General features: G+C 66.7%; 12 protein-coding genes. 6 read left to right on the forward strand and 6 right to left on the reverse strand.

Annotated features, from left to right (window positions below; all coding sequences use genetic code 11):
• The first annotated feature begins 39 nt into the window (after positions 1–39).
• Both BMW66_RS00920 and BMW66_RS00925 read left to right on the forward strand, forming a co-directional pair.
• Positions 40–483 (forward strand): MarR family winged helix-turn-helix transcriptional regulator, encoded by a 444-nt coding sequence (locus BMW66_RS00920; protein WP_093114754.1) that lies wholly within the window; start codon positions 40–42, stop codon positions 481–483.
• Between the two features lie 43 nt (positions 484–526).
• Complete coding sequence (locus BMW66_RS00925) at positions 527–1,405, forward strand: DMT family transporter (protein ID WP_093114755.1); 879 nt, start codon at positions 527–529, stop codon at positions 1,403–1,405.
• 25 nt (positions 1,406–1,430) lie between these two features.
• On the opposite strand, the gene BMW66_RS00930 is transcribed toward BMW66_RS00925, so the two are convergent.
• Positions 1,431–1,919 carry a peroxiredoxin gene (locus tag BMW66_RS00930; RefSeq protein ID WP_093114939.1) on the reverse strand — a complete coding sequence of 163 codons (489 nt, stop codon included), beginning with the start codon at positions 1,917–1,919 and terminating at the stop codon, positions 1,431–1,433.
• 88 nt (positions 1,920–2,007) lie between these two features.
• Between BMW66_RS00930 and BMW66_RS00935 the strand changes: the two genes are divergently transcribed.
• The 3 genes from BMW66_RS00935 (at position 2,008) to BMW66_RS00945 (ending at position 4,805) form a co-directional block, all read left to right on the forward strand.
• Positions 2,008–3,216 carry an NAD(P)/FAD-dependent oxidoreductase gene (locus BMW66_RS00935; RefSeq protein ID WP_093114940.1) on the forward strand — a complete coding sequence of 403 codons (1,209 nt, stop codon included), beginning with the start codon at positions 2,008–2,010 and terminating at the stop codon, positions 3,214–3,216.
• Entirely contained in the window at positions 3,213–3,773 is a 561-nt protein-coding gene (rsmD, locus tag BMW66_RS00940) for a 16S rRNA (guanine(966)-N(2))-methyltransferase RsmD (protein ID WP_093114756.1), read from the forward strand. Before BMW66_RS00935 ends, rsmD begins: the two co-directional genes overlap by 4 nt.
• A 150-nt stretch (positions 3,774–3,923) precedes the next feature.
• On the forward strand, positions 3,924–4,805 hold the full coding sequence (locus tag BMW66_RS00945; protein WP_093114757.1) for a DUF2189 domain-containing protein: 882 nt from the start codon (positions 3,924–3,926) through the stop codon (positions 4,803–4,805).
• Between the two features lie 17 nt (positions 4,806–4,822).
• Here the strand turns inward: BMW66_RS00945 and BMW66_RS00950 are convergent, their stop codons facing one another.
• Genes BMW66_RS00950 through BMW66_RS00965 form a run of 4 tightly spaced genes read right to left on the reverse strand, consistent with a single transcriptional unit; the run spans position 4,823 to position 11,503 of the window.
• On the reverse strand, positions 4,823–6,865 hold the full coding sequence (locus BMW66_RS00950; protein WP_093114758.1) for a hypothetical protein: 2,043 nt from the start codon (positions 6,863–6,865) through the stop codon (positions 4,823–4,825).
• Positions 6,862–9,624 carry a DUF4159 domain-containing protein gene (locus tag BMW66_RS00955; protein ID WP_093114759.1) on the reverse strand — a complete coding sequence of 921 codons (2,763 nt, stop codon included), beginning with the start codon at positions 9,622–9,624 and terminating at the stop codon, positions 6,862–6,864. The genes BMW66_RS00950 and BMW66_RS00955 overlap by 4 nt, the downstream gene beginning before the upstream one ends.
• Positions 9,624–10,496, reverse strand: coding sequence for a DUF58 domain-containing protein (locus BMW66_RS00960; protein ID WP_093114760.1), 873 nt, complete (start codon positions 10,494–10,496; stop codon positions 9,624–9,626). The genes BMW66_RS00955 and BMW66_RS00960 overlap by 1 nt, the downstream gene beginning before the upstream one ends.
• The gene (locus tag BMW66_RS00965) at positions 10,493–11,503 is read right to left on the reverse strand and encodes an AAA family ATPase (RefSeq protein WP_093114761.1); all 1,011 of its coding nucleotides are present in this window, start codon (positions 11,501–11,503) and stop codon (positions 10,493–10,495) included. Before BMW66_RS00965 ends, BMW66_RS00960 begins: the two co-directional genes overlap by 4 nt.
• A 71-nt stretch (positions 11,504–11,574) precedes the next feature.
• Here BMW66_RS00965 and BMW66_RS00970 point away from each other — a divergent pair, with 71 nt between their 5' ends.
• Positions 11,575–12,165 carry a DUF1285 domain-containing protein gene (locus BMW66_RS00970; protein ID WP_093114762.1) on the forward strand — a complete coding sequence of 197 codons (591 nt, stop codon included), beginning with the start codon at positions 11,575–11,577 and terminating at the stop codon, positions 12,163–12,165.
• Between the two features lie 51 nt (positions 12,166–12,216).
• On the opposite strand, the gene BMW66_RS00975 is transcribed toward BMW66_RS00970, so the two are convergent.
• Positions 12,217–13,500, reverse strand: a complete 1,284-nt coding sequence (locus BMW66_RS00975) for a hypothetical protein (RefSeq protein ID WP_093114763.1) — start codon at positions 13,498–13,500, stop codon at positions 12,217–12,219.
• Positions 13,501–13,544 lie beyond the last annotated feature (44 nt).

Below are 13,544 nucleotides of genomic sequence, written 5' to 3' on the forward strand. Positions count from 1 at the left end.
TGGTTGATTTTGTAACTAACAACCGGGAGGACAGGAAAAGTGACCGAAAAAGACGATTTTCATTTGCAGGATTTCCTGCCCTATCTGCTCAACCAAGCGTCCGAGGAAAGCAGCCTGACGTTTCAGCAAGTATACAAGAACCGCTATGGAATGTTGCGCACCGAATGGCGGGTGCTGTTCCATCTGGGCATGTATCAGCCGATCACCGCCTCCGACATCGTGATCCGCGCCAAGATTCACAAGACCAAGATCAGCCGCGCGGTGCAAAAGCTCGTGGACCGCCGATTCGTCCGGCGCGAACGCAGACCCGACGACCGGCGTCAGGAACTGCTGAGCCTGACCCCGGCGGGAGAAACCGCCTATCGCGACCTGCGCGAGGTGGCCCGCCAGTATGACGCGCAGCTCATGGCGAAATTCACCACCGGGGAAGGCGCGCTTTTGCGGATGATGCTGCGGCGGCTCGCGGGCTTCGAGGAATCCTAGGGCGGCCCTTTACCCCGCACGCCCGGGCGGTAAGACTGCGCGGATGGATACACATCTCAAGGGCCTGCTGATCACCGCCGCGGGCGTGCTTTTCGTCGTGCCCGATTCGCTCTTTGCCCGGCTGATCGAGGCCGACCCGATCGTGATCGGCTTCTGGCGCGGGGTGGTGGCCGGTGTGCTGATCATGGTCTGGGTGCTGATCACGCAGGGCGTCTCCCCGTTCCGCGCGGTGCTGCGCACGGGATGGAACGGCGCGGTTTACATTGCCGTGATGGGCATGACGGGCGTTCTGTTCATCCTCGCCGTGTCGATGACCAGCGTGGCCAACGTCGTCTTCATCATCGCCACGATGCCGGTCTTTGCCGCGATCTACAGCCGGATCATCCTTGGCGAGACGATCAGCCGCCGCATGGTCCTGACCATGATCGCGGTGGCGGCGGGGCTGGCGATCATCGCCTATGGCTCGGGTGAGACCGCCAGCGCGCATTGGAGCGGCGATCTCGTCGCGCTCTGCGTCGCGGCGCTGTTCGCCGCCGGGCTGACGGCGGTGCGCCGGGTGCGCCATGTGCCGATGGTGGCGGCGGCCCCGATCGGATACATCGGCGCGTCGCTCCTGATCTGGCCCTTCATCGACCCGTTCTCTGTGCCCACGCCGCAAGTTTGGATGGTGCTCGCACACGGCGCCTTCATCGCGGCAAGCTCCGCTCTGCTGGCACTGGGCCCGCGCTATATCACCTCGGCGGAGGTGGCGCTCTTCATCCTTCTGGAATCGGTGCTGGCGCCGCTTCTGGCCTGGGCGGTGATCGCGGAAGATCCCGGCATATGGGCGATTGTCGGCGGCGCGGTGGTGATCGGCGCGCTGGCGGTGTCGAACATCGTCGCCCTGATGCGCCGCAGGCGGCGGCTGCCCGGCGCGACCTGATATCGCCGCCGGGCAGCCGGAATAGTCAGATCGCTTCGAGCAGGGCCTCGCCCGTGGTCAACTCACACGCGCCAGCGGTCTCTTCGGTTTGCAGCACCTTCACGACACCGTCCTCGACCAGCATGGCATAGCGTTGCGAGCGGTCGTAGAACCCGATGGGGGGCACGTCCATGTTCATGCCCAGCGCCTTGGTCAGCTCGCTCGCCGGATCGGCCAGAAGCGTCACCCCCGCCTTGCCCGCGCCGGTAGTCTCATCCCATGCGGCCATCACGAAGGGATCGTTGACCGACACGCAGATGATCTCCTCCACGCCCTTTTCGCGAAAGGCATCGGCGGTGCGCATGAAGCTGGGCAGATGGGTCTTGCTGCACCCGCGCGAGAACGCGCCTGGCAGCCCGAAGACCACGACCTTGCGCCCGTCCAGACGCGGCACCAGCGGCACCTGCTCGGGCCCTTCCGCGCCAAACCGTGACAGCGTGGCGTCCGGCATCCTGTCCCCAGTGGAAATTGCCATGTCCTGTTCCTTCTTGAAGTTGCGTTTTCCTCGCATAGCGATATAGCCTCCGGCGGTGGAGCGACAATCAAAAAGGGGCGGAATGCGGATGACTCATGTGGTTGTGATCGGCGGTGGACAGGCTGGCGCGTCCTGCGTGGCGAAATTGCGCGGCGGCGGCTTCGACGGGCGGATCACCCTGATCGGAGAGGAACCCGTCCCCCCGTATCAACGCCCGCCGCTGTCCAAGAAATACCTGCTGGGCGAGATGGAGTTGGAACGCCTCTTCCTTCGCCCCGAAAGCTATTACCCCGAGAACGACATCGCCCTGCGCCTGTCGCAAAGGGTAGAGGCCATCGACCCCGCCGCGCAAACCGTGACGCTGGGCGGTGAGGTGATGGGCTATGATGAGCTGGTGCTGGCGACCGGATCGGTGCCGCGCCGCCTGCCCGCCGTCATCGGCGGCGCGCTCGACGGGGTGCACGTCGTGCGCAACCTGACGGATGTGAACGGCATGGCGCCCGAATTCATCGAAGGCACCCGCGTCCTCATCGTGGGCGGCGGCTATATCGGGCTGGAGGCCGCGGCGGTCGCCGCGACGAAGGGACTGCATGTCACCGTGGTGGAAATGGCGGACCGTATCCTGCAACGGGTCGCCGCGCCGGAAACCAGCGCCTATTTCCGCGATCTGCACCGCGCGCACGGCGTGAATGTCCGCGAGGGCGTGGGGCTGGAACGCCTTGTCGGAGAGGACCGGGTGCGCGGCTCGACATTCTCTGACGGCTCAGAACTGGAAGTGGATTTCGTGATCGTCGGCGTCGGCATCGAACCGGCCACGGGACTGGCCGAAGCGGCCGGGATCGAAATCGAGAACGGCATAAGGACGGACGCGCAGGGCCGTACCTCCGCCCCGCATGTCTGGGCGGCCGGTGATTGCGCCTCTTTCCCCTATCGCGGGGGGCGGGTGCGGCTTGAAAGCGTGCCCAACGCCATCGATCAGGCCGAATGTGTAGCCGAGAACATCATGGGCGCCGGTAAGGATTACATTGCGAAACCGTGGTTCTGGTCCGATCAATATAATGTGAAGCTTCAGATTGCCGGGCTCAACGGGGGCTATGACCGGGTGGTGACCCGTCCGGGCGAGGGGCTGTCCACCTCCTTCTGGTACTACAAGGGGGCGGAGCTTCTGGCCGTGGACGCGATGAACGCGCCGCGCGATTACATGGTGGGCAAGCGCCTGATCGAAAGCGGCAAATCCCCCGCGCCAGAGGTGATTGCCGATCCCGGCACCGACCTCAAGGCGCTGATGAAAGCGTGAGAATCGTCGCGGGCCGGTTTCGCGGCACGGCGCTGGCCGCGCTGGGCAAGGGCGACGCGGGCGCGCATCTGCGCCCGACCACGGACCGGGTGCGCGAAAACCTCTTCAACATACTGATGGGCGGGCGGTTCGGCGATCCGGTGAGCGGGGCGCATGTGCTCGATCTTTTTGCCGGAACCGGTGCGCTGGGCCTTGAGGCGCTGTCGCGCGGGGCGGCGCATGTCACCTTCGTCGATGACGGGCGCAAGGCGCTCTCGCTCATCCGGCAGAACATCCGCCTGACGCGCGCGGGGGAGGCGGCGCGGGTGATCGGACGCGATGCCGCCCGCCTGCCCATGCATGACGGCACCCCTTGCGATCTGATCTTCCTCGATCCGCCCTATGGCAGGGGTCTGGGGCAAAAGGCGCTCATGGCGGCGCCGCGCGGCGGCTGGATCGCGCCCGGCGCGCTCATCGTGTGGGAGGAAAGCGCGCCGATGACCGCGCCGGAGGGGTTCGAGACCCTGGACACCCGCCGTTATGGCGACACGCATATCACGATATTGCGAAGAGTCTGAACCGCCCCTCCCCCTTTGTGAACCAAAAATCCTTATTATGTGGTAGAATAACAGGGACGCGCAGGCCGCCTGATGGCTCCGGCCCTGCCGACACGGCCCGAACCCGGAGCCACCATGCCATGCGGCCTGCCTGCAAGACAGGAGGTCACAATGGTCAAGACTATCGGAAATCCCCTTTCGTGGACGGCTCAGGCGATTGGCGGCGCCAGCCATGTCGCCGGCGAGGCCGCCAGCCATATTGGCAGCGACAGCCGCGTGGTCCCCCGCGTGCGGCGCATCGGGCTGCATGAGATCGGCAAGGCGCTGCGGCTCGGCTTGCACGATATGGGCCGCTTTCGCAGCGACGTGATCATGCTTGTGCTCATCTACCCGGTAATCGGTATCGTGCTGAGCTTTCTCGCCTTCAGCCAGTCGCTCGCCCCGCTGATCTTTCCGATGGCCGCCGGCTTCGCCCTTCTGGGGCCGGTCGCCGCCGTCGGTCTTTATGAGTTGAGCCGCCAGAAAGAGGCCGGAGAGGCCGCGACATGGGGCTCGGCCCTGCGCGCGTTGCACAGCCATATCCTCGGGCCGGTCATGGTGCTGGGGCTTTACCTGATCGGGCTGTTCATGCTGTGGATGCTGGCCGCCTTCGGCATCTATTCCTACACGATGGGCCCGGAATCCTACGCTATGGGCCCCGACATGCCCGCCAGCACGCTGACATTCCTGCAAAGCGCGGTGACAACGCCCGAAGGCTGGGCAATGATCTGGCTCGGCCTCGGGACGGGGTTCATCTTCGCGGCACTGGCGCTCGTCACCAGCATGATCAGCTTTCCGATGCTGATCGACCACCGCGTCGGCCTTCCGGTGGCGGTGGTCACATCGCTGCGGGTCGCGGCGAAAAACCCATTCACGGTGGCCTGCTGGGGCCTGACGGTCGCGGTTCTTCTGGCCGTGGCGATCGCGCCGCTCTTTCTGGGGCTGATCCTGGTGCTGCCGGTGCTGGGCCATGCCACATGGCACCTGTACCGCATGGCGGTCAGCTATGACTGATCGCAGGGCAGGCGGCCCTACCGCCGCCCCTCACGCAGCCAGCCGCCGGTGATCAGCGCCGCCACCAGCAACAGCGTCAGCCACCCCGGAAGAAGCGCGCTGCGCGACACGCCCTGCACCTCGTAGGCGCCGCGCGGCGTGATTCCGATCCAGCCGCGCCCCGCCGCCGGGCGCCCTTCGCGCACCTCGCGGATCGCGGGCATCCCCTCCTCCAGCGCCAGAACCCCGCCGCGTGCCGATGCGATCAGCGGTTCGAGCACATCGCCGGTGGCGATCGTTTCCTCGAACTCGCGCGGGCTGGCCGGGCCAAGTCCGATCACCGCCTCGCGGTCCCCCTGAGCCAAACGGTAAAGCCCGATCTCCGGCCCCTCGTAGAGCGCCTCGAACCGGCCCGGCCCGACCGGGTCGAACGGGACGGAGGTGACATCGTCCGACGGGGTGGTGATCTCCACCTCGCCCACCTCGTCGGCAAGCGTCTGGCGGGTGATCCGCATCCGCTGCCCGGTGGCCTCCGCCGAAAGCGCCTCTTCCTCAAGCTCGGGCTCGCCCATCATCCAGTGCGCCAGCCGCCGCAGCAGCTCCAGTTGCGGACCGCCCCCCTCAAACCCACGATCCCAGAGCCACGCGTGATCGGATGCCAGAAGCGATACGCGCCCCTCGCCCACACGGTTGAGGACAAGAAGCGGCCGATCTTCATGCCCGGTCATCAGGGTCTGCCCCGCCTCCGGCACTACGTCGATCTGGCGCAGCCAGCGGCCCCATTCCCCGGCATCTGGAAGGCCCGCCGTCACCGGGTGCTTTTCGCCAAGTTCCGTGATTTCGGGCAGGAATCCCTCGTCGATCACCCGCGCTGTGGGCCGCGCCGGCACCACCCGCGACAGAGGTGAGCGGTAAAGGCTGTCGGCGCTGGCGAAATCCGGCCCGGCGGAAATCAGCACCGCGCCGCCATTCTCGACATAGCTCGCCACGTTGTCGATATAAAGCGACGGCAGGATTCCCCGGCGCTTGTAGCGATCGAAGATGATCAGGTCGAAATCCTCGATCTTGTCGAGGAAAAGCTCCCGCGTGGGAAAGGCGATCAGCGACAGTTCCGACACCGGCACGCCATCCTGCTTGTCCGGTGGGCGCAGAATGGTGAAATGCACCAGATCGACCGAAGCATCGGATTTGAGAAGGTTGCGCCACGTCCGCCCGCCGGGGTGCGGCTCTCCGCTCACCAACAGCACCCGAAGCCGGTCTCGCACCCCGTTGATCTGCACCAGCGCCGAATTGTTGCGCGCGGTCAGCTCGCCCTCGGCCTCCGGCACGGTGAACTGGATCACGTTGCGCCCGCCGTGCGGCAGGGTCACGGGAATCTCGATGTCGCGGTCCACCGGCACCATGAACTCCTGCGGCGGCTCGCCATCCACGGAAATCTCAAGCGGAACGCGCGCCACGTCCTCGGGCGACGCGCCGCTGTCCTCGACCCGCAAGGTAAGGGTCACAGGCTCTCCCAGAATGGCAAAGGCCGGTGCGTTGCGCACGATCAGGCGGCGGTCCCAATCCTCCTCCCGCCCGGTGTGCAAAAGGTGGAAGGGTGCGGGCAGGTCCGGCGCGCGCTCCATGTCATGCACCCGCCCGTCCGACAGGGCGATGACACCGGCCACCCGCGCCCGCGGCTCCTGCGCCAGCGCATCGGTCAGCGCGGTCATCATCCGTGTGCCCTCATCGCCCGCGCCATCGGGCACGGTGACGCGCCGCACTTCGGTCGCATCCCGCGCACCCAGCCGCGCGGCAAGCGTCTCCGCTGCCTGTTCCGTCACCCCCGCCCGGCTTCCGAGAACCTGACTGGCGCTTTCATCCTCCAGCAGCACGACGATATCCGACAGCGGCTCGCGGTCCTCGCGTTGCAGCACCGGCCCCGCCAGCGCCGCCAGAACCACCAGCGCCGCAATCCCCCGAAGCGCCCAGCCCGACAGCCCGCGCCAGTGCGCGAGGCCCACCCCGAGGGCCGAAAGCACCGCCAGCACCGCGATGATCCACAGGGGCAGAAGCGGTTCGAAAAGCACCAGACCCGTCATTGCCCCAACCTGTCCAGAAGCGCGGGCACATGCACCTGATCGGATTTGTAGTTCCCGCTGAGCACATGCATGATCAGATTGACCCCGAAGCGATAGGACAGCTCCCGCTGCCGTTCCCCGGCGCGGCCCCGCCCCACCGGGTAAAGCGAATTGCCGCGCTCATCCACCGCCCATGCGGCAGCCCAGTCGTTGCCGCCGATCACCACCGGCGTCACTCCGTCGTTGAGATTGCGGAACGGCATCCCCTCGATCTGCTCTGCATCGGGGGGCGCGGCCTCCACCCAGACATCGCGGCCCTGATAGCGGCCCGGAAAATCCTGAAGCAGGTAAAAGGTTCGCGTCAGCACATGATCGTCCGGCACCGGCTCCAGCGGGGGAATGTCGAGCGGCTCGGCCAGCCGCTGCAACTTGCGCCCGTTCGGCCCCGAGGCGCCGAACCGCGCCACATCCGCGTCGCGCGTGTCGAACAGGATCATCCCGCCCGACCGCAGATAGGCGTTGAGCTTGCCATAGGCGACGTCCGACGGGATCGGCTGATCGGGAGAAACCGGCCAGTAGAGGAACGGGTAAAAGGCCAGCTCGTCGCGCTCCAGATCGACGGCGGCGGGCGCGTTCGGCTCTATCGAGGTGCGAAAGAACAGAACCTCGCTCAACCCGCGAAGCCCGGCCTGCGCCGCCTCGTCAAGCCGCGCGTCGCCCGTCACCACATGCGCCAGCACCACCTCGCGCGTGTCGCGGATGGCGCGGGCGTCGTCGCCTTCCTGCGCCTGCCCCTCAAACGGCAGCACCAGCGCGGCAATCAGCACCGCCGCGCCCCGAAGCCCGGCACGCAGCCCGGTCAATCGCCCCGACACCAGCAGGGAGCCGATCACATCCAGCACCAGCACGATCAGCGCGGCGGCCAAAAATCCGCCGCTCAGATCCACGGTCCGGGGCGCGCCCAACCCCTCCACCGGCAGCCGCGCGGGCCATTGCATCGGGGTCAAATCCGTCTCCTCCGTCACGACGTTGCGCGCCAGCAGGCGATCCCCCTCGCGGTAAAGACCGGGCCGCAGATCGGGGCCAAGCGGCGCGGCGCTCAGATCCTCGCCCGCCACGCCGGGCAGGGCCTGACCGTCGTGTAGGTCGCCCTGCCCGTCAAGCACCCTGACCGGCTGCCAGATCGTGCCCTCCATCTGCTTGGCGCTGGCGCGGTCGGTCGCACTCAGCACCGCGAGCCGGTCGAGCATCCGCACGAACAGCCCCGACAGCGGCAGGCCCGACCATTCGGCATTGGCCGTCACATGAAACAGCACCACCTGCCCCTCGCCCAACCCCTTGCGCGTGACAAGCGGTGTGCCGTCGCTGAGCTGCGCGATCACCCGGTCCGCCAGCGCCGGATCGGGCTGCGCCATGACCTGCGCGCTCACCCGAAGATCGTCCGGCACCTCCAGCCCGTGAAAGGGGCTGTCCTGATCGAAGGGGGCGAGCGATTTCGGCTCTCCCCATGTCATCGCGCCGCCCACGCTGCGCCCCCCGACCCGAAGCCGCACCGGCATCAGGGGATGCTCCGCCTCGCGGCTCACGTCGCTCGCGGCCAGACGCGGCCCGGCAAAGCGCAGCAGCAGCCCGCCCTCGTCAACCCAGTCGGTCAGCGCCTCCTCCTCCGCCGGCGCGAGCACCGCCACATCCGCCAGAACCACCACATCGGGGTTGGCCGGCAGAATATCGGTCAGCGGCCCTTCAAGCACCTCGGCGGTATCGACCAGCGCCTGCCGTAGATAATGCAGAGGCGACAGAAGCTGCAATTCCTCGCGCTCCTGCCGCCCGGCGATCAACGCCACCTCGCGCCGCCGCAGGCTGTCATCGCTCAGCGCCACCGCCCCCGCGCTCTGCGCCTCGCGCAGCGTGAAATGCGTGATCCGCGCCGACATCTCGCGCGGCAGCGACAGCGCGCCTTCGGCGGAATGCTCCGACGCACCGAACGTCAGCGGCAGGCTCGCCAGCACCGTCTCGTTGCCCGCCGGATCGCGTCCCTGCGCCAGCGCCGTGACCTCCGCCGCGATCCCGGCCACCGACCGGCGCGCCACAATCGTCACCTCTCCGCCCTCGAAACGGGGGCGCTGCACCCCGTAGACCGGCGCGCCATCCTGATGGATCGTCACATCGCCGCGCGCCTCCAGCGCCCGCAGAAGCGGCGCGCGCTGTGGCCCGTCAAGCCCGTCGGAGATCCAGCGCGTGTCGAACCGCGCATCGCCCAGCGACTCGATCACCTCCTGCGCCATCTGCGCATCGGGTTGCCACGGCACCGGCGCGAAGCCGGGCAAACGAGAGCGCCACGCGCCCGCCGGCTGAAACAGCGCAGGCTCGGGCGCGGCCACGCGCATCATCGCCACCCTGCGCCCGTCCCGCGCCGCGCCCTCCAGCATCCCCGCGATCACCTCGCGCTGGCGCGTCCAGCCATCGGCCGAGGCCCAGCCGCCATCCATCAGGATCAGAAGCGGCCCGCGCCCATCCTGTTTCGGCTGGGGGTTGAGCACTGGCCCCGCCAGCCCCACGATCACCGCCGCCACCGCCAGCATCCGCAGCAGCAACAACCACCAAGGCGTGCGGTCGCTCACGCTGTCGTCGTCCTTCAGCCCCAGCAGCAAAACCACACCGGGAAACAGCCGCCGCACCGGCGCGGGCGGGATCGCGCGCAGGATCAGCCACAGCACCGGCAGCGCCGCCAGCGCCAGCAAGAGCCAGGGCGCCGCGAAGGCAAGGGGCAGACCGGCCATCAGCGCCCCCGCTCCATCGCGCGATACAGCCACAAGAGCGCCGACTGCGCCGAGGCATCGGTCAGATGGCGGTGATACTGCCAGCCGGTCACCCGGCACAGATCGGCCAGCGCCGCCTGCCGCTCCTGCATCCGCGCCTGATAACGCGCGCGCAGATCGCCCGCCTTGCGGGTCTCATGGCGCAGCGTCCGCCCCATGCTCTGAAACACCGTCCGCCCCTGATAGGGAAAGGCCATCTCCGCCGGATCGAGCACCTGCAACAGCACACCGCGCACGCCCCGGTCGGCCGCCTTGGTCAGCGCCGCCTCCACCGCCGCCGTCTCCCCAAGGAAATCGGACACGAAGACCGCCCGCGCATGCGGCGTCATCGCCCGCGCCTCGGGCACGCCATAGTCGCCCGGCTGCGCTTGAAGCAGCGCCTCGGTCAGTCGCAGGATCTGCGCCTCCCCGCGCCGTGGCGGCAGAAGGCTCCCGGTCAGGCCGACGCGCTCTCCCGCACGGATCAGAAGGATTGTCAGCGCCAGCGCGATCACCCGCGCCCGCTCGCCCTTCTCCGGCACCCGCTGGCTCGAGGCAAACCCCATCGATGCCGCCCCATCGACCCAGAGCATCACCGACTGCGCCACCTGCCATTCGCGCTCACGCACGAAATGCTGCCCGCTCTTGGCGCTGCGCCGCCAGTCGATCATCCGATAAGTGTCGCCCGGCTGCACCGGCCGGTATTGCCAGAAGTCGTCCCCCATCCCCGCGCGCCGCCGCCCATGCTCGCCCAGAAGGACGGTCCCGGCCAGATGCTCCGCCTGCGCCAGAAGGGGCGGCAGCCGCGCCGCCTCTGCTTCGGCGCGCGCGCGAAGGGTGGGGGCATCGCTCACGCGGCCACCCCGGCGCCGCCGCGCAGCGGTGCGACCACCTCGTCGATCAACTCGCCCAGCGTCTCGCCCCGCGCCCGCGCCGCGAAGGTCAGCGCCATGCGGTGCGTCAGAACCGGCCGCGCCATCGCCACCACATCCTCGGCCGAGGGCGACAGCCGCCCCTCCAGAAGCGCCTGCGCCCGCACCGTCATCATGAAGGCCTGCGCCGCGCGCGGCCCCGGACCCCATGCGACCGCCTCGCGCACACGCTCGGGCGCGGTCGCATCCTCGGGGCGGAAGGACCGCACGAGATCGAGAATCGCCTCCATCACGCTCTCGCCCACCGGCATCCGGCGCAGCATCCTCTGCGCCGCGATAAGCTCCTCGGCGGTGAACACGCCATGCGCCTCCTCCTCCTCCACCCCGGTGGTGGCCAGAAGGATGTCGCGCTCTGTCTCGCGGTCGGGATAGGGCACGTCGATCTGCACCAGAAAGCGGTCGAGCTGCGCCTCCGGAAGCGGATAGGTGCCCTCCTGCTCAATGGGGTTCTGCGTGGCCAGCACGTGAAACGGCGGCGTCAGCGCGCGATCCGCGCCCGCCACGGTGACCTTGCGCTCCTGCATCGCCTGAAGCAGCGCCGATTGCGTGCGCGGGCTGGCGCGGTTGATCTCGTCGGCCATCAGAAGCTGGCAGAAGATCGGCCCCGGCACGAATCGGAAACTCCGCGCCCCGCCCTTGGATTTCTCCAGCACCTCGGAGCCGAGAATATCCGACGGCATCAGATCGGGGGTGAACTGCACCCGGTTGCCATGCAGCCCCATGACCGTCGAAAGCGTCTCCACCAACCGCGTTTTGCCCAGCCCCGGAAGCCCGATCAAAAGCCCGTGCCCCCCGCACAGCAGCGCAGACAGCGTAAGATCCACGACCCGCTCCTGCCCGATGAAGCGCCGCGTGATCGCCTCCCGCGCGCGTCCGAGCTTTTCGCCCAGCGCCTCGATATCGGCCACGAGGTCGGACTCATCGGTCATGGCATTTCTCCTCTGAAAACCTATATGATACCCAAGTAACACTATCGCGCATTGTGCAAATGGCAAAAACTATGAGCGGACAAAATCTCGTGAAACCTTCCGCCGACGGCATCGCCGCCTCCGCACGCGCCGCCCGCAAGGGCAAGGGCCTGCCGCCTGTGCATCTGTGGAATCCCGAATTCTGCGGCGATCTGGACATGCGCATCGCCCGCGACGGGACATGGTTCTATCTCGGCACACCGATCGGGCGGCCCGAACTGGTCAGGCTCTTCTCCACGATCCTGCGCAAGGACGGCGACGACTATTTCCTCGTCACCCCGGTGGAAAAAGTCGGCATCACCGTCGACGACGCACCCTTCGTCGCCGTCGATTTCGAGGCCGAAGGCACCGGCCACGACCAGCTTCTGACGTTCGAGACGAACGTGGGCGACACCGCCGCCGCCGGCCCCGATCACCCGATCCGTGTCGCGCGCGACCCCGACACCGGGGAGCCGTCGCCCTACGTTCTGATCCGCGCCAACCTCGAGGCGCTGATCGACCGCAAGAGCTTCTACCGTCTGGTGGACCTTGGCGCGCATGAGACGGTGGACGGCACCGACTGGTTCGGCCTCTGGTCGGGCGGTGAATTCTTCCCCGTCATCCCCTCCGCAGAGTTGCCCTGACAAGAGTGGCGCGACCAACAGCGTTGTCGGCCTCCTGTCAGCGCCGGATACTCATCGGGCCGCAGCCTCCGGTGTCTCCTCATCGATCGCGTCGTGCGTTTCTTGGGTGATCGCATCCTCATCCACGGTAGAGCGCGATTTCACCGGACGCGGTGGCGGGGCTTGCCACGCACGCAGATACTGCCCGACGAGATCGTAGAAATCCGGCACCACTTGCTCGACATCCTCTATGAAGGTTCGGCGCCCGGCAAAACGCTTGCCAAGGCTCTCGACCAAGAGAACCTCGAAGGAATGCGGCGCCGCATCCTTGTTTTCGGTCTGGATCACCTCCGGCGTATCGCGAAGCACCGAAAGCGGTTGCTGGGTGGCCGCAGCCCGACCGGGCCAATGGGCGCGGATGATGATTCGGGGATCATCATCCTTCAACATGCGAAGAAGCCAGTTCACTCTGGCCTTCGTCGATTTCTTGTCAAGCGGCGCCTTCATTCTCATCCCGGCAGACAGGGTCTTTCGTGTCAGATCTGCATTCACCTCGATATCAGCGGCACTATCTGGAATCCGGTAGATGGACGTCAGGCATTGCGCATCTACAAGCTGGGCAACTCCGGCCTTGAGTCGGCCGGCAGGATCATCCCGCAACTTGCGCTCGATGACCGCCTCGACGGGCTGCCCGACGTGCCTTGACAATTGAAGGCTGAGGTCGCGCTCCTCCTCCAGCCAACAGCCAACGCCCTCCTCGACCTCTGGTGCGGTCTTCTTGAGGGTTCCATTGTTGGTCACGGCCTGAACGAGATCCTTCCATCCGGCCCCCATCTGTGAAAAGCGCTCAACACCTGTCCCAGAGTGTTTTAGAAAACGGATAATTTCCCTGAGCAGGAACGCCTGCTCTTTATCCTCGACGTCGCCCTGAATGGACAGGATTTCGCACTGCGTGGCGATCCATGTCCACGACCAATGATAGAGGCTCGCTTTGCGAAGTAGAGTTTTGGGAACAACGACCGGGGAATGATCGGCTCTGGCGACGAACTCGTTTGAGATCGTCAGAACCGCATCTATCCCGTTGGCCTTCGCCATTTCAAGGTATCGCTGAACCTGATCCGCGTCGAGCTTGGACTTGCCGATCTTGGCTTCAACCAGTGCACTCCAGGTTGCCTTTCCTGTTGAAACCACCAACAAGCCGTCCGGCCTGTTGTTCGTGTCATTGCAGTCCTTTAAGACGACTTCTGTGAAGGTCTCGATCTTTGTTCGTTTGCCGACGCGCAAACCCACAGTGTTCAGGACAGCTCCAGCAAGAGATGGGATTTGGGGTAAAAGCGACAGAAAAATCGACGCCATTCTTCCTTCACGGCTTGTGTCCGCAAGGACCGGGAATAGTCGGG

The organism is Salinihabitans flavidus (genome assembly GCF_900110425.1).
Lineage (GTDB): Bacteria > Pseudomonadota > Alphaproteobacteria > Rhodobacterales > Rhodobacteraceae > Salinihabitans > Salinihabitans flavidus.